Raw genomic sequence first — 20646 nt, forward strand, 5'->3', positions numbered from 1 at the left:
GGGATATTCTATGAAGTTAAGCTTACAACAGAACATTTACGCATTTACGCTCAGTAGTTGTGTGTTTTTTCTTGCACTTGCGATCAGTATATTGTGGTCAATTCAGGTGGTCAATGTTGCATTGGAAAGAGAAAGGTATGCTCATAAAGTTGAAAATCATGCCAACATTTTAAAACAATTTATTAGTATTGAAAATATTTACGCGAACGACTTTAATACCGATAATTGGTTGGCATTAGATCGTGATTTTAGTGAGCTACTAAGATCAACCCCTAACTTGACCTCGCAACAGCAAACTATTCAAAATAGTATTGAAAGCCAAAATAAAAATGTTTTACGGTTATTTAACGCGATTACAAAAAATAAATTGTTAAATGCAGGTGAGAACATTAAACAGCATTTAAAAATTAGGTTGATAACACAATTGGAAGCAATAAGAGCCGACTCTATTCAGCTTTTTAATATTGTGCAGGTTGATATAAATAGCGTTATTCGTCAGCAAGTTATTATCATTTTGTCGATATTATTGCTGAGCCTTTTTATTATGGTTTTTGGTGCATTTAAGGTCGTTAGAATCTTTAGAACTTCACTCAAAGAAGTTAAATCAGCTTTTGTAAATACCCGTTGTGGCAATTTTCAAAAAATAGAACTGTCTAATAAATCTGAAGAGTTTGACAGTATTGCTAATGCATTTAATGAAATGAATACGGAGTTAAGTGAAACAACCATTTCTTTAGAGTCGATGACCCAAATTGTAGCTGAGAGAACCGAGGTGTTAGAAAAACTGTCTAATACCGACCCATTAACAGGTGTTGCTAATAGACGTGCTTTATTTGAAAGAGGTAATGCAGAGTTTTCTAGAATTCAAAGGAGTCATAATAAATTTACCATTATATTGTTAGATTGTGATTTATTTAAAGATGTGAATGATCAATTTGGTCATTCATTTGGTGATGAAGTATTAAAACATATATGTAAAATATGCTCTGAAGAAATTAGAAATATTGATTTTTTTGCACGCTATGGCGGTGAAGAATTTATTATACTTTTACCTGAAAGCGAGTTATCTGGCGCCGTTAAAACGGCTGAACGTATTCAAAAATCTTTAGCAAATAATGCTATTACCTTTGAAGGTAACGAAATATGTGTGACTTTAAGTCTGGGTATTTGTGTCGTTAATGACAATCACGCTAATTTTGAATCGGTAATAAAAGATGCTGATATCGCTATGTATCGAGCCAAGGAAAATGGACGTAATAGGATCGAGGTGATAGACAGTACAACAGCTTGTGATGCTATCACAAGCTAACAGTAACCGATGACTGCATTATTACTACAATTCATACTGCAATGTAGTAATAATGCTATTTTAGCTTTGCTATTTATTAGATATCCATACTGTTTGATAAGGCGATAACATTATTTCTTCCGTTAACACGGTTATTTTATCACCGCTTATTAATTCGACCCAAGCTTCGGTCACAATTAAATTAAGCTCGCTTAAGGGCAAAGCGACAGGCTTATCTGAAATGTTACTGACACAGAACATGCTTTGTTTTCTGTTTTGGCTTTGTCGCCAAAAACCAAATAACTGTAACCCCAAATGAAGTGTAAATTGCGTCGCATTAGGATGAAATGCAGGCTGTTTAATACGAGTACTTAATAACGATTTTAAGGTTGAAAGTACTTTACCATGATGTAAATCAGTATTTGCTAAAGTGCTTTCTAGCTCATCATCATCCCAACGATGACGATTAATCGAGCGGTTATTATGCGTATTGGCAAGTTTGTTGTAATCATTTTTCGTACCCAACATACTGTGGATATAAATCCCAGGCACACCTTCAAGCGCAAACATAATGGCATGTGCACAAATAAAACGTTCAAAATTCCATTCATCTTTACCTTTCACTGTACCTTGTAGTGCATCATAAAGGGCAATATTCATTTCATAAGCTTTTTGTTCGCCCTGGTCTGATGTTCGCCATGAAATTTTACCGCCAAAACTCTCGATGGTTTGAACGAGGTTATCAAGCTCAGAGTCATTTAATAAACCCTCGGCAGGACGTAAACCAATTCCGTCATGTGATGCAATGAAGTTGAAATACATTGTGCCGTCTTGCGAGGGTGGCATACTCATAAGCCATCGTTTTAAATGTGTGCAATTGCCGGTAAGTAAGGTGTTGATAAGTAACGGAGGTAGGGAGAAATTATAAATCCCATGCGCTTCATTAGCATTACCAAAGTAAGTCAGGTTTTGAGTGTTAGGGATATTAGTTTCAGTAATAATAATAGCTTTAGGGTCAGCAGACTCAATGAGTGTTCGTAATAATCTTACCACCTCGTGAGTTTGGGGTAAGTTGATACAATCACGTCCAACAATCTTCCATAAAAAAGCAATAGCATCAAATCTGAATATTTTTACTCCGCTATCAAGGTATTGCCGAATAATCGACGTAAAGGCTTTTAATACTTCAGGGTTACGAAAGTCAAAGTCAACTTGATCATGACTGAAGGTACACCAAACAAACTTTTGTCCTTGGCCAGTTACCACTTCTTTTAATAAAGGTGAGGTTCGTGGACGCACCACATTTGATAGGTCATCATCTAACTGCGCGGTAAAGAAAAAGTCATGCCCTTGTCCTTCACCTTTTATAAAGTTATCGAACCATGCACTGCGACTTGAGCAATGATTAATCACCAAATCCGACATTAACTGATAATTTTGACTTATCTCAGTGATATCTTGCCAAGAACCCAAAGACTCATTAACAGAAGAATAGTCAATAACCGAAAAACCATCATCAGAGCTATACGGAAAAAATGGTAAAATATGCACACTATTAATGGTGTCTTTAATGTTTCTATCTAAAAAATTTTTCAGCGTCTGTAATGGTGCTTGGCCTGTTTTTATAACGCTATCACCATAAGTGATCAATATAATGTCAGTTTCCGACCAATGATTTGTAAAAGGTGTTGGCGGCTCTATCTCGCTTGTTAATTGCATAATGTCAATCAAGGCATCTGCAATATCATCGATAGGCTGTTTAAGCGTAATATCTTGATAAATAGTTGAGAGCTGTTGAATTAATTTGTTTTTTAACGGTTTAAGCTGCGCTGACATAATCGACACTTTCCTTTATGTTTGACTAAATTCTTTATTATCTAACTCTACGGCTTCTTTTAACTGCGATAAAATATCAGGAATAGCACTTACAACACGGTTCCAAGAAGGTATGAAAGGTGTTTCCATTGGATTTTCTAAAAAAGTGTTTCCGGCGGTTAAAATATTTTCTGCGAACATTTCTACCGCTTTTTCTTCACTGTGAATATCAAGCTCAAGGCCGTTCATCATTGCATCATTTCTATAAGTTTCAACATAATCTAACGCGATACGATAATACGTTGCTTTTAAGGTTCTAAACTTTTCAGCACTAAAGGTTTCGCCTTGCGTGGCAAGTTTACGAATAAAGGCTTTGCTAATATCTATCGACATTTTTGATAAGCCGCCGGCGGTGCTATCTAAAGATAAGTCCTGATGTTTATGGTCGTAGGTGGCTGCTATATCGACTTGGCAAAGGCGATTTGGCGAGTAGTTACGATACATTTCAGATAAAACGCCTATCTCTAATCCCCAATCACTTGGAATGCGTATGTCACTTAAGACATCTCGGCGAAATGAAAACTCGCCAGCAAGTGGATATAAAAAGCTGTCCATGTATTCGAGGTAGTCACAATGACCGACGGTTTTTTTCAATGCTTTTATCAGTGGAGTCACCAGTAGGCGAGACACTCTACCATTGATTTTTCCACCAGCTACTCGAGCATAAAACCCTTTGGAAAACTCATAATTAAATAACGGATTAGCAACCGGATAAAGCAGTCGGTCGAGTAATTCTTTTTCGTAAGTTAAAATATCACAGTCGTGCAGCGCAATTGATTCAGCCTTACCTGACGCTAAAATATATCCCATGCAATACCAAACATTACGTCCTTTACCGAGCTCTTTAGGCGCTAAACCCAGCTTTTGTAGTTTTGCATCTATTGCTTGTAGTCTTGGTCCATCATTCCATAATACTCGATGGTGTTGAGGCAATTGCCCAAAAAACGACAAGGCGTGTTTGTATTGCGCTAAATCTGCACGGTCTAAACCAATAACGATTTCAGACAGGTATTTTACGTCTTTAATTTTACTGATAATGTCTGGTAATGCTTTTCCTTCTAACTCGGAAAATAAAGAGGGAAGAATAAGCCCCAAAGAACGTTTTTTTGAGAATTCTAATAACTCAGCTGCCATGTTTTCTGGGTCGCGTTGAGCTAAATTATGTAATGTGGTTACCGTTCCATTTTGATAAAAGTCAGCCATGATATACCTCTAATTTAATTGCTTGGTGAACTTGGTTTTGCTGCTAGGCGTTAGGTCGCTAATATTTGCTCAGCGAGCAACTGCTGTATCGATTCTGCCCAACCTTCTGGGCCATATAATTGTGTCTGACTAGTTTTATATTCCCGATACAAGGGGGGAAATCATGAACCGGGGAGCGTATCTGTACCGCAATATCTGCAGCGTCTAACATGGGGGTGTCATTTTCACCGTCACCTAAAGCAATGGTGTATACCGAACAGTTGCTATAATGTTCTCGGTATTGCTCGGTCAACCAAATGAGTGCTTGGCCTTTGTCACAAAAGCCTCCTACATGAATAAACCTTCCGCCATGAACGACATTGGCACCTAATTCAACTAAATGTACGATAAAGGCTTTTTTGGTTACCTCGTCTCCTAGCCATTGAATAGGTTCTCCATACTGACGCTCTTTTGCCCGTTCGGCTTGTGTTAAGTCTAAGCCCGTTATTTGGCTCAACTCTGCCACTGATAACATTGAAAATCCGCGATAATATTGACTAAATCCACCACAATGTTCATTGAGTAAATCTAACCAATGCTTTCTGGGTAAACAGAATGATTTCACCCAATAATTACCCTCTACTTTAGTGTCTTCGGGTTGTGTGGCGAAGGTGCTTTTTGGAATGTATACAGCAGCACCATTTTCAATAATAAATGGCGTATTAAGTTTAAGTTCAACCTTGATAACTTCAAGTTCAGCCAGTGTTTTACTGGTATTGAGAATTACGGGTATATTTGCTCGCTGCAATTCTTGCAGTGTTGGATCAGCAGCGGTTGATTTATAGCTATAGTGGTCAAGTAGCGTGCCATCTAAATCACTAAATATAATTGGTTTTTTATTAATCATTCGTCGTCCGTAACGGGTACGCTTGTAATGTTTCTAGCGTAATCTAAATAAAAAATAGCGTCGGCTGATTGAGAAATAGTGTTACAGGCCTGCACGCTAAGGCGCTGAAAATATTGAGTGAAATTTAAAATGCCATCAGACTGCATTATTTTTGAATTAGACAAACCTTGATTGTTAGCTTTTAATTTTTCTTCCTGCTCTAAGCGCCACTTATAAACACAGTCAAATGAAGGAGCTTGCAAGGCTAACCAAAAATCCATCTGTGCATATAAAGGTTGATAGTACTGTTGAAGTTGTTGGTTAACATAATTACGCCAAGCGCCATTTTTATCGTGTTTAAGTTCAAGCTCATTAACCGGAGAAATTAATTGCTCGGCTGTTTGTGGTTTTACACCCCAGCACCAACCTTCTAATAATATAATGTCTATTGGTTTTTCAATAACTTGCCATTGTTCTTGAGGGTAGGGTTCATCAGTTGCTTTGTTAAACCTTGGGATAGTAAAACCGGTTTCTTTTGCTTTTAATTTGATGAGTGTGTTTTCGAGCATTGCCATGTCATGTGTGCCAGGAACACCTCGTGTGGCTAGTAAGGGATGAATATCACGGGAAAGTTCTTGACGTTTTTCACCCGTAAAATAAAAATCATCTAATGACATTACAACGATATTTAACTTGTGCGTTTTTGTAAGATACTCCCCAATGTAATCGGTAAGTGTTGATTTACCGCTACCTTGGCAACCATTAATGCCTACAAAGTATGGTCGACTACTTTTTGAAAACTGGCTGAAAATTCGCTCGGCGAGAGGTTGGAAATAGTCTTTCGCTGTCAGTCTAAATTTTTCAGGTAACTTGTGTTGTTTAATAAAAGTAGTAAGCATAATTTTCACTGTGGCTAAATATTAATAACATGATACCTTCAACTCTTATGCCACTATCTCTAGTGGCTGTCTATTTGAATTAATACCTTGTAATTTAAGGTTTATTTTTAATGTTGTAGTTTTGATGTAAAAAAATTAAAGGTATAAAAATGCACCAATCAAATTAATTGATCCATATTGGTGCAACTGATTTTTGTACTTAATTAAGAATAGTATGGTTTAAGAGGTCACGCGGGAGGTTTTTTAATCTGACTGTAAAATATGGTATTAATACTTATACCAAAACTTATATTAAGCCAATAAAATCAATAATTTTTCTTTTAATAAACTTACTGCGATTATTTTCCAGCGTGTGGCGGTTTTGACATAAGTACAGAGTTTCATTCACCGAGTGCTTTAATTTATGCACTTTTAGTGCTTTTTGATTACTAAAAGCATTTACAGCATGTAAAGGTAATACGGTAAAACCAATCCCTCGACTCACTGGCTCTAAAATTAAGCTTATTTGGTTAGAAAAACCGCGATGTTCAAGTTGATTTATATGTTCAAATTGTGGGTAGTTTTTACTCAGTAAAAGTTGTGCATGATGTTGACCGTCGGGATGATTTATAAAGCCAATTTTGATTAGCTTCCCCCATTCGATGTTGCTGACATTATGTGCAGTCACTAACACTAAAGGCTCCACGGTAACTTCTTGGCTAACAATATTCTCAGCCTTGCACAGTTCCGTAACCAAGCCAATATCAATCTTACGTTCAACTAAATCCTGCGCTATATTTTTATTTGGCGCAAATTTGTAATCTATCGCTAATTTGGGGTGCTGTTGTTGAATATCGAGCATATAAGGGTAAAGCTTTAAACCAATACTACCGGGTGAAGCAATCGTGACAGTGCCAGTATATTGATCATCATATTTTATTGATTTTTCTAGTTCAGCTGAGCGCTGTAATAAATTTTGACCTTGTTGATTTAATTTAATGCCTGCGTCTGTGAGTGAGAAAGATTTACCTTCGCGGATCAGTAAAGGTGTACTGAGTTGCTGTTCTAATTTTTTTACTTGTTGGCTTACTCCAGACTGGGTCATAAAAAGCATGTCAGCGGTTTTAGTGAAGTGGCCTACTTCAACTAATGTGCAAAAAGTTTTTAACCAAACAAGATTTATCATAACGAAATGTACTTATAATCATAATTAATGATAATTTCTTATAATTTATAATGTTCACTATACTTTGTCTATCAAATTAAAAGAGGTTATTCACATGAGCAAAGCATATCCAAGAACATTTTCACACATAGGAATTTCAGTGCCGAGTGTAGAAAAGGCGGTTAAGTTTTATACTGAGGTTTTAGGTTGGTATTTAATTATGGAACCAACAGAAGTTGTTGAAGACGACAGTGCCATAGGTGTTATGTGTACCGATGTATTTGGCGCCAATTGGGATAAATTTAAAATTGCCCATATGTCGACAGGTGATCGTATCGGTGTTGAGTTATTTGAGTTTAAAAACCAGCAAAATCCAGATAACAATTTTGAATACTGGAAAACAGGTGTATTTCACTTTTGTGTACAAGATCCAAATCTTGAAGAGTTAGTAGAAAAAATTGTTGCTGCTGGTGGTAAAAAGCGTATGGCCGCGCCGCGTTATTATTACCCAGGTGAAAAGCCTTACCGTATGATATACATGGAAGACCCGTTTGGTAATATTCTTGAAATTTATAGTCACAGCTATGAATTAACTTATTCACAAGGTGCTTACCAGTAACTGTGATGGTTATTGCTAGCCAAACAGCTTATAAATTTAAGCTGTTTGGTTTTGAATGCTTACCTAATCATTATAAGGTAGGCATTCAAAGCTACCCGCTTTAGGGGATACTTGTTTATGAATACACTGTCCTATATAAATTACTTCAGTAGATAAAACCTTCCATTTCATTAAATCTGCATACTTCTTTATTCAAAATAAAATACGCTATTAATGCCGCTAATATTGAACTTAATTGTGAATAGAAACGTATAACATTACTAACTAAAAGAGATAATTAATGCGGACATAAATCAGGAGGTTTAGCGTGCAATCAAGTTCAACATCAACTACTTTTTTACAACCCTTGATTATCGCTGTGGGCGATACTAATCATTACCTCGTCGGTGTTGTCGACTCAAACAATAACTTTTCAGGGCTTAAACAAAAATCAGTACAAGTTGTTGCTACAATAGTTGAAGCTAAGGCCTATTTAAGACGTAATGATATTTTTTCTGCGATGCTTGAATTAAACTGTGCTTACGATGAAATGTGTGGGCTACCTAGCAGTGCCCGCTATAGACAAAGGATATTATGTTAATGATGAAAAATAATAATGTTGCCTTGAGCGATTTATTACAGGTGTTCAATATAGTAACGACTCAAGGAAGTAAAGTTGAGGGTAACTATGAATTTGAAGGCATTAAAGCATGGCATGATTTTGATGGCTACACCTGCTTTTTAGGTTATAAAGATTTGACATTGACCCTGTTATTTCACGGTCGTTATACTTTTGACTTTCAAGAACAAGAAACCATGGACGCTTTTTTAACTAAAGTTAACAAATTATTGGTATCAGCAGTATGAACAGAGTTAATCCTAAAGTACTGATAAATAGTAAGTGGACTAAGCTCAGTGTTGAAAACCGAGAAAAGCATTTTGTGATTACGCAGGTCGAGTTTGATGAACACAAGAATGTTGTTGAATGCATAATAACGGCGGTGATTAACCATAATGAATACGCGATAAATTGGCGTGATTTAAAAGAACCTAAACTTTGGCGCTTTGGTTGGCAATAATACCTATTTTGAATGGAGATTAAGATTATTTAAATCTGATTTTAATCCCAACCTTATTCTTTAAGCCATTAGATTTTAACTACTTATTTTTAGACCTAGTTAGCTAAATACTCATTGTTAAATTCAACTTACCTGTGTAGTAAAATCTAGTCATTAAATACACCAAATTACAAAAGCTATAATGTGCATAGTAACGACTAAGGCCGTAAGGTGCATGCGCATTTGTAAATAGTTATAATTTTCTGGGGCGGCATGATCAAAATGGTATTCACAAAGTAAAGACAACAAATAAATTTTTGATAAGGCCACCAGTGCGATATAACTGGGTAAAAATAGTGTCAGAAAAGCGAGTAAACTAAAGAGATTGCTTAAAACCTGCAGTTGAATACTGACCTTGTCAGTGTCTTTACGCCATAGGGTACCAGCAATAAAACTCAGTATAATTGCACTGTAAAATATAAAAACCTTTTCCGCAGGTATGCTTAAAAATTTTTCAATATAATTGCCGAAAGCGAATGTGAGTATAAAAGGTATTAGCCCCAAATATCCTAAGTATTGTTTTATATACATTATAAGTTGTACCGCATTTTAATGACTTACTCCTCTTATATACGACGATTTCTTGCACTTAGATCATAAATTAGTGCTTAAACTAATCCGATTTTCATTTTATTACGTATGAACCAATACAATCGTAAAAGAATGCTAGGTACTATAATGAGAATAAAGTCTCCCTTGTGGAATTTGGTCGGGTTCAATATTGCTTGGTTTGGCCTAGTTTTTATTGGCGATTTATTTATTCCTGTTGCCGTGGTTTTGTTCATCGTGCAACTTTGGGCTTTTCAAAGTACTAAAAATGAACTGCTGTTAATCTGTTTGGTAGCCACCACAGGTATTTGGTTAGATTATGCTTTAGTTTATTTCGGTGTTTTTATTTTTCCAGAGACTAACGGTATTCCATTATGGCTAATCACACTTTGGATTGTTTTCGCGGGTACCATTCGACATAGCTTGGCGTTTCTTGAAAAATCGAAGTTATTACAATTTTTCACCGGCGCAATATTTGCGCCACTAAGTTACCTTGCAGGTGCTAAATTTTCTGTGGTTTATTTGGTGCCATCGTTAGGGGTTAGTTATGTATTACTCGCTTGTATATGGGCACCATTAATGTTGGCATTTTTTGCACTAAATCGTTGGATACTTGTATTAAATGAAGAAACCCATGCTGTTTAACACTAAAATTTTACCGGTGCTGGTAGCACTTATTTACTTATGTTCATTTCACGTTGCTGCTGATTACGCTACAGAGTTAGTGGCAAAAACAAAGCCTAGTCTCACAGATAAAAACTGCGAAGCGGTTGAACGGCAATGGGTTAAGCCTAATAGTTTAACAGAGGATATTACCGAACAACGTTTTACCTTATTGGGCAGGGCTAAATTTTCGGTGCTATTTTGGGATATTTACGAAAGCTCGCTATCAACTGCTGATGGCCAACGACCTTTTAGTCATTTATGTCAGCAGTTATTGTTTGAAATTCATTACTTACGCGATATTAGTAAAAAAGATTTATTAGATAATACCGTTTCTCAGTGGCAACATTTATCGCTTAAAGAAAGTGAGTATTCAGCTTTTTTGCCTTTACTTGAAAGTATCTGGCAAGACATTAAGAAAGGCGATCGATTATCAATGCTAACTCAGCAAAACAAAACTGTATTTTATTTGAATCGCGAGCATATTGGTGAAATTGAAAGTTCAACTTTTGCTAAAACATTCTTGGGTATTTGGATAGATGAAAACACCAGCGAGCCTAAGTTAAGATTAAAACTTCTCGGAGATAATGTATGAAGCAATATGTAAATTTTATGGCGGTTTTTGGCTTAGTACTCGCCCTTAGCAGCTGTACAGCACAATTAGAAGATTACCAGACAACATCTCCTAAGCTAGATATACAAGAATACTTCAATGGTAAGTCGATTGCCTGGGGAATGGTGCAAGATTACAGCAGTAAAGTTACGCGTCGTTTTTGTGTTGAGCTTGACGGCGAATGGCAGGGCAACGAAGGTATATTAAAAGAAGTATTTTATTTTACTGATGGAGAGGTTAGCTACCGAAACTGGCAGTTAACAAAATTAGAACAGGGTAAATATCGGGGCCGAGCTGAAGATGTAGTTGGCGAAGCTAATGGTCAGCAAAAGGGTTTTGCATTTCAGTGGCAATACAATTTAATGGTGCCTATCGATGGCGATGTTATTGAACTCTCACTTGATGATTGGATGTATCAAATCGATGAATATCGAGTTTTTAATCGAACTAAGATGAAAAAGCTGGGTGTCACAGTTGCCGAAATAACCTTGTTTTTTGATAAACAGTTACCGATTAAAAATTGTCAGCTAAGTGTTTGATGCTTTTATATCGCTTTTGTTATTAATAAGTTTGTTATCAATAAAGCAAAATACAATCTTGCTAAAGCCTTATTAAAAACATCTATTTATTTATGATCTTATTTTAAATGTTTTACGTATAACCAACATATATACATTCTACTCCCGCTGTGTAACACCTTGCCTCTTTATGAGGCTTTTTTTTGATCGTTTTTTGGTTTATCTACGTATAACCACTATCTAATAACATATATGAGTTACTAAAAGCCGATGCCTACTCTTAACTTACCTATTTTTCCGTTGCCGATATTTATATTGCCTCAAGGAATTACACGACTACGCATATTTGAAGCTCGTTATTTAAAAATGGTATCGCTAGCAATGAAAAACCAAGGCTTTGTTATTTTTAGTCATGATAACAGTGAGAAAGTTAATACCATGAAAGTAGGCAGCTGGGTTGAAGTAATAAACTTTGATCAAGGTGACGATGGTATTTTATTAATTGATGTTCGTTGCAAGTGCCTTGTGGACATTCAAGCGATTACCCAAGATAAAGTTAACCTTCATCATGGTGATGTAACCCCTAAAAGTCATTGGCCAGATACCAGCCTAGATAAAACTACAGGTGAACTATCAGCCTCTTTAAATAAACTTTTTAGTGAAAATACAGAGTTAGATGAATTATATCAGAAGCCGTGCTTTTCATTGGGTAACTGGGTAGTTGCTCGTTGGATGGAGCTTATCCCCTTAAAGCTCGCTGAAAAAACGTTATTCACGAATCAAAATTCGTATAACCAAGCGAAGCAACTTTTGCAGCGCATAATTTTAACCGATGAAGGTATTTAAATATTAATGTGATCTAATCATGTTTTGTCTGCGTATTAGTCAATATAAGTAAAATAATAGGTAAGAAACATGCAGTTATTGCATTCAGAGTTGCCAAGTCATAAAGCAAATGCTACATCTAGTCTTATGACTAATAAAATCGATCATCCCCAACTTTGTCAATGGCTTAAATCGATAGCTGATGACAGAGATAAACAAGCATTTACTGAAGTGTTTAGTTTTTTCGCACCCAAAATAAAACGCATAGCGCAAGGCAAAATAAATAGTGAGGCACTTGCAGCAGAAGTTGTGCAAGACACCATGACGAATGTCTGGAGAAAAGCACACCTATTTGATGAAAGCAAAGGTGCGGCAACCACTTGGGTTTATACCATCATGCGTAATGTTACTTTTGATTTGTTACGTAAAATGAAAGCGAATAAAGAAGACAACCTCAGTGATGATATATGGCCATTGGCAGAATCTGAAAATACAGAGGAAGAAGTATTCAGTGACCATATTCAAAGTCGTAATTTAAAAGGCATTATTGATACGCTGCCCGAAAACCAGCAACAGGTGGTTAAAGGATTTTACTTTTTGGAAATGTCACAAGAGCAGCTTGCTGTTCACTTAAATCTACCACTAGGCACAATAAAGTCTCGACTTCGGTTAGCACTTGGCAAGCTGAAGTTGAAATTAGGAGAAGACCATGATTAAGCATCACCCTAAATTTGCGTTGTTAAAAAGTTTTGTGGATGGTGACTTACCCGCTTCACTTGCGGCAGGTATCGCAATACATGCTGACATGTGTCCAATCTGCCAACAAAAAGTTGCTCACCTAACAGAACAAGTTGCTGAAGCCAGTTTTGAGCAAGACCTACTCCACAGTGCTCCAATTGTGGGTAATGAAAGTTTGTCTGAAACTTCAGAAATGAATTTTGATGACATTATTAGTCAAATTACAGCCACTGATGATATAGCACCTGCAAAAATTATTGCGGACGAACGTTTAATTACGTTTAAAGGAATGCAGTATTCGCTTCCACACACGCTGGACAATATGGATTTGGGAAGAACAGCACAAATTGGTAAATTATCACGCACCCGCATAAATTTAGGTGAAGGAGAAATTCACACTAATTTATTGCATATTGGTCCTGGTGGTTCAATTCCCGAGCATACGCACAAAGGTTTCGAGCTAACACTATTGCTAGCCGGCACCTTTGCTGATGAGCAAGGAGAGTACGTGGCAGGTGACTTTATCATGCTAGATAAACGCCATCAGCACCAACCTGCAACAGAACATGGTTGTCTTTGCTATACAGTAGCCAATGATGCACTACACTTTACCCAAGGGATTAATAAATTACTAAACCCTATTGGTGCATTTATTTACTAGTAGAGATTGTTATGTATAAAGAATTTGACAAAGAAGATGTTATTGTCGGCATTAGTGCATGTTTAATTGGTGAAAAAGTTAGGTTTGATGCCAGCAACAAACCGTCTAACTTTTGCAATAAAGAGCTGGGTCAGCATGTAACGTATAAAGCATATTGCCCAGAAGTTGCTATTGGTATGCCGATACCTCGACCTACTATTCGTTTGATCAAAGATGAACAAGTGATCAAAGTTTCTAGACCTGACGGTTCTGGTGATGTTACTGAGGCAATAAAAGCCTACGGAAAAAAAATAGCATCACTTTCTAAAAACCTCAGTGGATATGTTTTTTGTGCCAAAAGCCCGAGCTGTGGCATGGAACGTGTAAAAGTTTACTCGCCAAGTGGTGACCCATTACAAGGACAAGGTATTGGTGTTTTTTCTCGAGAAATCATGAAAGCTAACCCCATATTACCTTGTGAAGAAAACGGACGTTTGAACGATCCTATTCTTAGAGAAAATTTTGTTGCTCGTGTGTTCACTTACCGACACTGGTTAGCATTAAAAGAGTCAGGCGTAAGTAAGCATAAACTTACAAGTTTTCATGCCCAGTATAAATACACACTAATGAGTCATGATCTTGTTGCTTACAAGCAGTTAGGGCGTTTGCTAGCGAGTGCTGATATTGCAGTAGAGACAATGGCCGAGCAATATATAACTGGGTTAATGACGGCATTAAAGCGCGTTGCTACACGTAAAAATCATGCGAATACGTTATCTCATATCCAAGGCTATTTTTCTAAGCACCTTAATAAAGATCAACGTAAAGAGCTGTCACAACAAATTGATGCTTACCGCGAGGGCTTAATGCCGTTAATGGTGCCATTGACCCTGATTAATCATTATTTATTGGGGCACCCTAATGCTTATTTAGCTCAACAAGCTTATCTAAACCCATACCCTGAGTCGTTAAAACTTAGATACGGTTATTAAACCCAATTAATTATTAAGGAATGTCCTTGTTACTTTGGTTTCGCAACGATATTAGAATTCACGATAATCCAGCCTTAGATTATTTTCTCAAGCAACATCATGATGCAGGAATGGCTAAGGCGATTTTTTTTGTCAGTGAAAAACAATGGTTGGCTCATGATTGGTCAGCAATCAAAATTGACTTTATCAAGCGGCATGTTAATGCACTTGCTGAGCAGCTATTGTCGTTAAATATTGCTTTAGAGGTTGTGCATTGTGATGATTTCTCAGCGCAAATTTCCTACTTAAAGCAATACTGTACTCAGCATAATGTTAGTGAGGTGGTTGCTAACCAAGAGATCGAGTTTAATGAAAAGCAACGTGATGAAACTTGTGTTGAGCAAGGCATTCCATTACACATGTTTGAAAGCGACGTTATTGTTAAAAAAGGCCAAGTACTAAATAAAACAAATGAAATGTATAAGGTGTTTACCCCTTATAAACGTGCTTGGCTAACTTATGTAAAGCAGCACGGTTTTTCTTATTTAGGCAAACCTAGCCCCAGTATTTCAGCTAAGCAGGCTGAAGAAGCTAAACTAAACTTCAAACCACCATTAGATTGTGCAGGCACCTCAGATTTATGGCCTTTAGCTGATCAAGTTGAACAACAGGTTATTCCAGAATTTTTTGAATATAAAGTCGCTAATTACGGTAAAAAACGTGATTTCCCTGCGATTAAAGCGACGTCTGGCTTATCACCATATTTAGCCATAGGTGCTATTAGTCCACGCTATTTACTCTTATTATTTACTCAGCGATTTCCTGATATTTTAGTTGCCTCAGACAGTGAAGAATTTACTTGGTTAAATGAATTAATTTGGAGAGAGTTCTATCGAAATTTAATTTTTCATCGACAAGACCTGTCCAAACATGAGTGCTTTAACCCTAAATATCGCGCTGTAGTTTGGCCTAATAATCAAACGTTATTTACACAATGGTGCGAAGGGAAAACTGGTTATCCGTTAGTCGATGCGGCGATGAGGCAGCTGAATCAAACGGGTTGGATGCATAATCGATTACGTATGGTAGTGGCAAGCTTCTTAACTAAACACTTGTTAATTGATTGGCGCTGGGGAGAAAAATACTTTATGCAGCAGCTAATTGACGGTGATCTTGCGGCAAATAATGGCGGTTGGCAATGGGCAGCAAGTACTGGCTGCGATGCTCAACCTTACTTTCGTGTCTTTAATCCGATCAGACAAAGCGAAAGATTTGATCCAAAAGGTGAGTTTATACGTAAATTTATACCAGAGCTGGCGCAATTACCGGATAAAGAAATTCATTTTCCTCATCTATATATTGCTAAACAAAAGTTATCACTCTATTGGCCAGCTATCGTTGAACACAAGCAAGCGAGATTATCGGCACTTGAATTTTATCGGTAGTTATTTATGACGGGTATTTAGTCTCGGTAAAAACTTTATATTTTTGTTTTTAAGAGTTTGAATATTATAAAAAATAAGAGTATTTATGTTAAATAAAAAGGTTATGGATGTTGATGAGTTAAGTGAACATGTTCAAAATTCATTGTGGTTAGTTAAATTTATTAACATTTACCAAAAGTTATCTACCGATAACTTGTCTTTGTTAGCAGACGTCTATCATCGCGATATCGTGTTCAAAGATCCCATGCACCATCTAAAGGGCTTTGAGCAATTAAACGATTACTTTAATCAACTTTATACAAAACTCAGTTATTGTGATTTTGTAATTGAACAAGTCATAGCGCAAGATTCTGAGGCGGCTATTTATTGGCAAATGCGCTTTCAACATCCAAAATTAAACTCAGGCAATATGGTAAGCGTGCAAGGCAGTTCTCACCTAAAAGGCCTTGATGACAAAGTTATTTATCATCGAGATTACTTAGATTTAGGCGCTATGTTATATGAGCAATTACCTTTTTTTGGACGCATTATTCGCTGGTTTAAAAAGAGGGCAGTATCTTAATGGCTAACCAAAAAACAATTCTTATTACAGGTGCAACGTCGGGCATAGGCGAGTCATTATTACAGCGCTATTTAGCCAATGGTTATCAAGTTATTGCTTGTGGGCGAAATGAAGAAAAACTGAAACAATTGTCAGATCAAAATAGCGATGTTATTCCGCTAGCTTTTGATATTACCAATATCGAGCAAATTTGTAATGCGGCGAATAAACTTACTGAAATAAAACATATTGATATTTTAATGCTGAATGCTGGTGACTGTCGTTATATAGACAACGCTAAGTCATTTGACGGCGCTCTATTTGCTAGCGTAATTGCCACAAACTTACAGTTTTTAGGTTATATGCTAGAGAACTTCCTGCCTAAAGTAGCCGTGGGTGGACAAGTGGTTTTTGTCAGCTCTAGTGCCACTATATTACCTTTTCCTCGGGCCGAAGCTTATGGTGCATCTAAAGCTGGAATAGACTATCTAGCAAAGAGCTTACGTTTAGATTTAAAAGCAGAAAATATAGCGGTTACTTTAGTGCATCCAGGGTTTATTAAAACCCCATTAACCGATAAAAATGATTTTCCTATGCCGTTTTTACTGACCAGTGAGCAAGCAGCTAACAGAATTTACCAAGGGGTTAATGCGCGCAAAGCTTATTTACAATTTCCTAAAAGACTGACATTTATAATGAAATTATTTGCACTGCTGCCTGATTTTATTTGGCAGAGTATTGCTTTAAAAAATGAAAATAATAAAAGGAATGATAAATAATGAAGCGTATTGCCATTATCGGAACAGGTGTTTCGGGCTTAACCGCAGCTTATTTGCTTTCGAAAAAGCATCAAGTCAGTGTTTTTGAAAAGTCTTCTATCATTGGCGGACATACGGCAACCGTTGATGTTGAGTTGGCTGAGCAGCACTACGCAATTGATACCGGTTTTATTGTTTTTAATGATAAAACCTATCCTAACTATTTAGCACTACTGGACGAAATAGGAGTGGGTAAACAAGAAACTGAAATGAGTTTTTCTGTGCATAACTCTGATTCAGGTATGGAATACAATGGTCATAACCTAGATACGTTATTTGCTCAACGTCGCAATATATTTAATCCTAAGTTTTGGTGGCTAGTAAAAGAAATTCTTAGGTTTAATAAGCTGTGTAAGAAAAGTTATCAAGCTAAAAACTATGATGAAAGTTCAACATTAGGCGAGTTTTTACAAAAAAATGACTTCGGTTATTATTTTGCTGAGCATTATATTTTGCCAATGGGAGCGGCTATTTGGTCTAGCTCTTTGGTACAAATGCAAGATTTTCAATTTCATTTTTTTGTGAAATTTTTTCATAATCATGGTTTATTAAATATAGCCGACCGTCCTCAGTGGTATGTTGTGCCGGGTTGCTCTAGAAGTTACTTAGCTCCGCTGTGTGAGCCCTTTGTTGATAATATTCATCTTAATGCTGATATCAAAAAGATCACAAGAGAAAACAACCAAGTCCAATTATGTTTTGCTAATGGTGAAGTACAAACCTTTGATGAAGTCGTTATAGCGTGTCATTCAGACCAAGCATTAGCATTGCTGGGTGATGCCAGTCAGCATGAGCAAGAAATACTGGGTGCTATTCCCTACAGTGAAAACTCAGTCGTTTTGCATACCGATATTAATTTATTACCAAAAAGAAAAAAAGCGTGGGCAAGTTGGAATTACCAGCTAAGTGCCAACAGAGCTAAACCTGCCAGCGTTACTTATAATATGAATATATTACAAGGACTGAACTCGTCACATACTTTTTGTGTAACCTTGAATCAACGTGAAGATATAGAACCAAGCAAAATTTTACGTGAGTTTATTTATCATCATCCGGTATTTTCAACGGACTCAATAAATGCTCAACAACAGCGTCTAGCTATTTGTGGGCAACAGCATACTCACTTTGCGGGCGCATATTGGTATAGCGGTTTTCATGAAGACGGTGTTAGAAGTGCAGTAGATGTTGCACAACGTTTTGACTGCTATTTACAACAAAGTGGGCCATCACAAAATAATGGTTGAACCTTCAACACATAGCCGCATTTATCGTGGCCAAATTCGACATAGGCGATTTACACCTAAGTCGCATAGTTTCAGTTATAAACTCTATATGCTGGCGTTAGATGTTGATGAAATGAAAGCTCAGCAAGCCCCGCCAGGAATTTTTGGCTTTTCCTGGTACAACTTGTTGAGGTTTAACCAAAAGGATTACCTAAGAGGTGAACCTAAAAGTCTTAAGCTCCGTATAAAGAATAAAGTAGCGATGTTATCCGGTTTTGAAGATATAAGTCGCATTAGTATGCTCGTTCAGGTTAGGTGCTTGGGGATTTATTTTAGTCCTGCCAATTTTTACTTTTGTTATGACGTTAATAATATCTGCACACAAGTATTGGTTGAAGTAAGTAATACACCCTGGAACGAAAGACATTATTATTTAGTACCGTTAGTTAACAGCGATATTAATAATGAAGAGACAATGTCGCATTCTACGGATAAAGATTTTCAGGTATCGCCTTTTATGGATTTAAACATGTGCTACAAGTGGCGCTTTAAGGCGCCAAGCGAAAATAGTTCAACACTATTAGTACATATAGAAAACCATATAAATGCTGATAGTAATGCAGTTGCCATAGTAGATAGCAAACTAAAGCAAGAACGCAAAATATTTGATGTAACAATGAATTTAATTAAAGCGCCATTTACACGCACTTCGTTATGGCAACTTTGGCTGAATATACCGGTAATGACGTTGAAAATTGTATTAGGTATTTACTGGCAAGCCCTGAAGTTATTCTTGAAACGTATACCATTTATTGGTTATCAGAAAAGTAAACAAACAAATTCTAAAACAGGGGGTTAGTGGTGGAACAAGTGTCAGGTTTAAAAATAAAAAAACAAGCAAATTGGCTAGACAAACGTTGTCGCAGTTTGGTTTTTTCAGCATTCGCAAAGATTAACTATGGTCAAATAGAGTTAGTTGATAATACTGAGCGTTTTCTTTTTCCTGAGTTTGCTGAAAACAAATCGTTACTTGGTCGCATTAATATTCATGACAGCAGCGTATATAAAGATTTTGTTAAAGGTGGCTCTATTGGTGTGGCAGAAGCCTTTATTGCAGGAAAATGGAGTAGCCCAAATTTAACGACGGTTATCCGTATATTTGCTCGTGCTCAGCAGGAGGTTGATAGCCTTGAAAAGAAAAATCCTTGGCTAACGAAGCTTAAGTATGCATTGCTTCACCGACGTAATCGTAATAGTCAGGCGGGTTCAAAAAAGAATATTCTTGCGCATTACGATTTAGGTAATGAGCTTTATAGTCGCTTTCTTGATCCTGAAATGATGTACTCATCAGCTATTTACCCTAATAAAGAAGCAAGCTTAGCAGAGGCACAAGTTCACAAAATGTCGACTATTTGCCAGCGTTTAGAATTAACTGCAGATGACCACTTATTAGAAATAGGTACTGGCTGGGGCGGCTTAGCAATTTATGCCGCACAACATTATGGCTGTAAAGTAACGACAACCACCATTTCTGATGCACAGTATGAGTATGCTAAAAACCGTATTGAACAGCTTGGGCTTGATGACAAGATAACCTTGTTAAAAAAAGATTACAGAGACTTAACTGGTGAATACGACAAATTAGTTTCAATAGAAATGATAGAAGCCGTTGGTTTTGAATACTTACCGAGTTTCTTTAAACAATGTAATGAAAGATTAAAACCTGGCGGTAAACTGTTAATACAGTCGATCACTATTGCGGATCAGCGTTTTGAACATTACAAACACAATGTCGACTTTATTCAGCGTTATATTTTTCCTGGCGGTTTTTTACCCTCGGTTACCGTACTGACACAAAACTTAACGCAATATACCGATTTAGTGACTGAGTCGATTAACGATATGGGTTTAGACTATGCAAGAACGCTCGCAGATTGGCGAGAAGCTTTTTTACAGTCTTGGCCTGAGCTTAAACCTTTTGGTTATGATGAGAAGTTTAAACGTCTTTGGCTTTATTATTTTGCTTATTGTGAGGGGGCTTTTCTCGAGCGCTCAACCAGTACAGTTCATTTAGTCGCTAGAAAGTAATATTTACAATATATATCTAATCAA

At 36.7% G+C, this 20646-nt stretch carries 24 protein-coding genes; 18 read left to right on the top strand and 6 right to left on the bottom strand.

The window, feature by feature from the left end; all coding sequences use genetic code 11:
• The first annotated feature begins 10 nt into the window (after window positions 1–10).
• On the top strand, window positions 11–1309 hold the full coding sequence (locus DBO93_RS01600) for a GGDEF domain-containing protein (protein WP_108454771.1): 1299 nt from the start codon (window positions 11–13) through the stop codon (window positions 1307–1309).
• Window positions 1310–1378: 69 nt separating this feature from the next.
• Here the strand turns inward: DBO93_RS01600 and DBO93_RS01605 are convergent, their stop codons facing one another.
• From DBO93_RS01605 to DBO93_RS01625, 5 genes are all read right to left on the bottom strand, one after another.
• Window positions 1379–3124 (bottom strand): sugar phosphorylase, encoded by a 1746-nt coding sequence (locus DBO93_RS01605; protein ID WP_108454772.1) that lies wholly within the window; start codon window positions 3122–3124, stop codon window positions 1379–1381.
• 15 nt (window positions 3125–3139) lie between these two features.
• Entirely contained in the window at window positions 3140–4366 is a 1227-nt protein-coding gene (locus DBO93_RS01610; RefSeq protein ID WP_108454773.1) for a glycosyl transferase, read from the bottom strand.
• A gap of 58 nt (window positions 4367–4424) precedes the next feature.
• The gene (locus DBO93_RS01615) at window positions 4425–5252 is read right to left on the bottom strand and encodes an HAD-IIB family hydrolase (RefSeq protein WP_239059067.1); all 828 of its coding nucleotides are present in this window, start codon (window positions 5250–5252) and stop codon (window positions 4425–4427) included.
• Window positions 5249–6130 (bottom strand): kinase, encoded by an 882-nt coding sequence (locus DBO93_RS01620; protein WP_108454774.1) that lies wholly within the window; start codon window positions 6128–6130, stop codon window positions 5249–5251. The genes DBO93_RS01615 and DBO93_RS01620 overlap by 4 nt, the downstream gene beginning before the upstream one ends.
• A 286-nt stretch (window positions 6131–6416) precedes the next feature.
• Complete coding sequence (locus tag DBO93_RS01625) at window positions 6417–7295, bottom strand: LysR family transcriptional regulator (RefSeq protein WP_108454775.1); 879 nt, start codon at window positions 7293–7295, stop codon at window positions 6417–6419.
• 94 nt (window positions 7296–7389) lie between these two features.
• Between DBO93_RS01625 and DBO93_RS01630 the strand changes: the two genes are divergently transcribed.
• From DBO93_RS01630 to DBO93_RS01645, 4 genes are all read left to right on the top strand, one after another.
• On the top strand, window positions 7390–7893 hold the full coding sequence (locus DBO93_RS01630) for a lactoylglutathione lyase family protein (RefSeq protein WP_108454776.1): 504 nt from the start codon (window positions 7390–7392) through the stop codon (window positions 7891–7893).
• A 307-nt stretch (window positions 7894–8200) separates the two neighbouring features.
• Window positions 8201–8473 (top strand): DUF6482 family protein, encoded by a 273-nt coding sequence (locus tag DBO93_RS01635; protein ID WP_108454777.1) that lies wholly within the window; start codon window positions 8201–8203, stop codon window positions 8471–8473.
• The gene (locus tag DBO93_RS01640; RefSeq protein ID WP_239059068.1) at window positions 8473–8739 is read left to right on the top strand and encodes a DUF3081 family protein; all 267 of its coding nucleotides are present in this window, start codon (window positions 8473–8475) and stop codon (window positions 8737–8739) included. The genes DBO93_RS01635 and DBO93_RS01640 overlap by 1 nt, the downstream gene beginning before the upstream one ends.
• On the top strand, window positions 8736–8951 hold the full coding sequence (locus DBO93_RS01645; RefSeq protein WP_108454778.1) for a TIGR02450 family Trp-rich protein: 216 nt from the start codon (window positions 8736–8738) through the stop codon (window positions 8949–8951). Before DBO93_RS01640 ends, DBO93_RS01645 begins: the two co-directional genes overlap by 4 nt.
• A 153-nt stretch (window positions 8952–9104) precedes the next feature.
• Here the strand turns inward: DBO93_RS01645 and DBO93_RS01650 are convergent, their stop codons facing one another.
• On the bottom strand, window positions 9105–9521 hold the full coding sequence (locus DBO93_RS01650) for a DUF3429 domain-containing protein (protein ID WP_108454779.1): 417 nt from the start codon (window positions 9519–9521) through the stop codon (window positions 9105–9107).
• Window positions 9522–9668: 147 nt separating this feature from the next.
• On the opposite strand from DBO93_RS01650, the gene DBO93_RS01655 reads away from it, so the two are divergent.
• The 13 genes from DBO93_RS01655 (at window position 9669) to DBO93_RS01715 (ending at window position 20622) form a co-directional block, all read left to right on the top strand.
• Window positions 9669–10184: a DUF2878 domain-containing protein gene (locus tag DBO93_RS01655; protein WP_162533695.1), complete on the top strand. Its 516-nt coding sequence runs from the start codon at window positions 9669–9671 to the stop codon at window positions 10182–10184.
• Entirely contained in the window at window positions 10162–10797 is a 636-nt protein-coding gene (locus tag DBO93_RS01660) for a chalcone isomerase family protein (RefSeq protein WP_108454781.1), read from the top strand. Before DBO93_RS01655 ends, DBO93_RS01660 begins: the two co-directional genes overlap by 23 nt.
• Window positions 10794–11354: a DUF3833 domain-containing protein gene (locus DBO93_RS01665; RefSeq protein ID WP_108454782.1), complete on the top strand. Its 561-nt coding sequence runs from the start codon at window positions 10794–10796 to the stop codon at window positions 11352–11354. The genes DBO93_RS01660 and DBO93_RS01665 overlap by 4 nt, the downstream gene beginning before the upstream one ends.
• Before the next feature lie 249 nt (window positions 11355–11603).
• The gene (locus DBO93_RS01670; protein ID WP_108454783.1) at window positions 11604–12179 is read left to right on the top strand and encodes an LON peptidase substrate-binding domain-containing protein; all 576 of its coding nucleotides are present in this window, start codon (window positions 11604–11606) and stop codon (window positions 12177–12179) included.
• A gap of 69 nt (window positions 12180–12248) precedes the next feature.
• Complete coding sequence (locus DBO93_RS01675) at window positions 12249–12875, top strand: sigma-70 family RNA polymerase sigma factor (protein ID WP_108454784.1); 627 nt, start codon at window positions 12249–12251, stop codon at window positions 12873–12875.
• Window positions 12868–13557, top strand: a complete 690-nt coding sequence (locus DBO93_RS01680; protein ID WP_108454785.1) for a ChrR family anti-sigma-E factor — start codon at window positions 12868–12870, stop codon at window positions 13555–13557. The genes DBO93_RS01675 and DBO93_RS01680 overlap by 8 nt, the downstream gene beginning before the upstream one ends.
• Before the next feature lie 11 nt (window positions 13558–13568).
• Window positions 13569–14528 (top strand): DUF523 and DUF1722 domain-containing protein, encoded by a 960-nt coding sequence (locus DBO93_RS01685; protein ID WP_108454786.1) that lies wholly within the window; start codon window positions 13569–13571, stop codon window positions 14526–14528.
• Between the two features lie 20 nt (window positions 14529–14548).
• Window positions 14549–15952 (top strand): deoxyribodipyrimidine photo-lyase, encoded by a 1404-nt coding sequence (gene phrB / locus DBO93_RS01690; protein ID WP_108454787.1) that lies wholly within the window; start codon window positions 14549–14551, stop codon window positions 15950–15952.
• Window positions 15953–16037: 85 nt separating this feature from the next.
• Entirely contained in the window at window positions 16038–16514 is a 477-nt protein-coding gene (locus DBO93_RS01695; RefSeq protein ID WP_239059069.1) for a nuclear transport factor 2 family protein, read from the top strand.
• Window positions 16514–17272 (top strand): SDR family NAD(P)-dependent oxidoreductase, encoded by a 759-nt coding sequence (locus DBO93_RS01700; RefSeq protein WP_108454788.1) that lies wholly within the window; start codon window positions 16514–16516, stop codon window positions 17270–17272. Before DBO93_RS01695 ends, DBO93_RS01700 begins: the two co-directional genes overlap by 1 nt.
• Complete coding sequence (locus DBO93_RS01705; protein WP_204100638.1) at window positions 17272–18555, top strand: FAD-dependent oxidoreductase; 1284 nt, start codon at window positions 17272–17274, stop codon at window positions 18553–18555. The genes DBO93_RS01700 and DBO93_RS01705 overlap by 1 nt, the downstream gene beginning before the upstream one ends.
• Complete coding sequence (locus tag DBO93_RS01710; RefSeq protein ID WP_108454790.1) at window positions 18548–19393, top strand: DUF1365 domain-containing protein; 846 nt, start codon at window positions 18548–18550, stop codon at window positions 19391–19393. Before DBO93_RS01705 ends, DBO93_RS01710 begins: the two co-directional genes overlap by 8 nt.
• A gap of 2 nt (window positions 19394–19395) precedes the next feature.
• Window positions 19396–20622: a cyclopropane-fatty-acyl-phospholipid synthase family protein gene (locus DBO93_RS01715; protein ID WP_108454791.1), complete on the top strand. Its 1227-nt coding sequence runs from the start codon at window positions 19396–19398 to the stop codon at window positions 20620–20622.
• Window positions 20623–20646: the final 24 nt, after the last annotated feature.

It is taken from the genome of Colwellia sp. Arc7-D (assembly GCF_003061515.1).
GTDB lineage: Bacteria > Pseudomonadota > Gammaproteobacteria > Enterobacterales > Alteromonadaceae > Cognaticolwellia.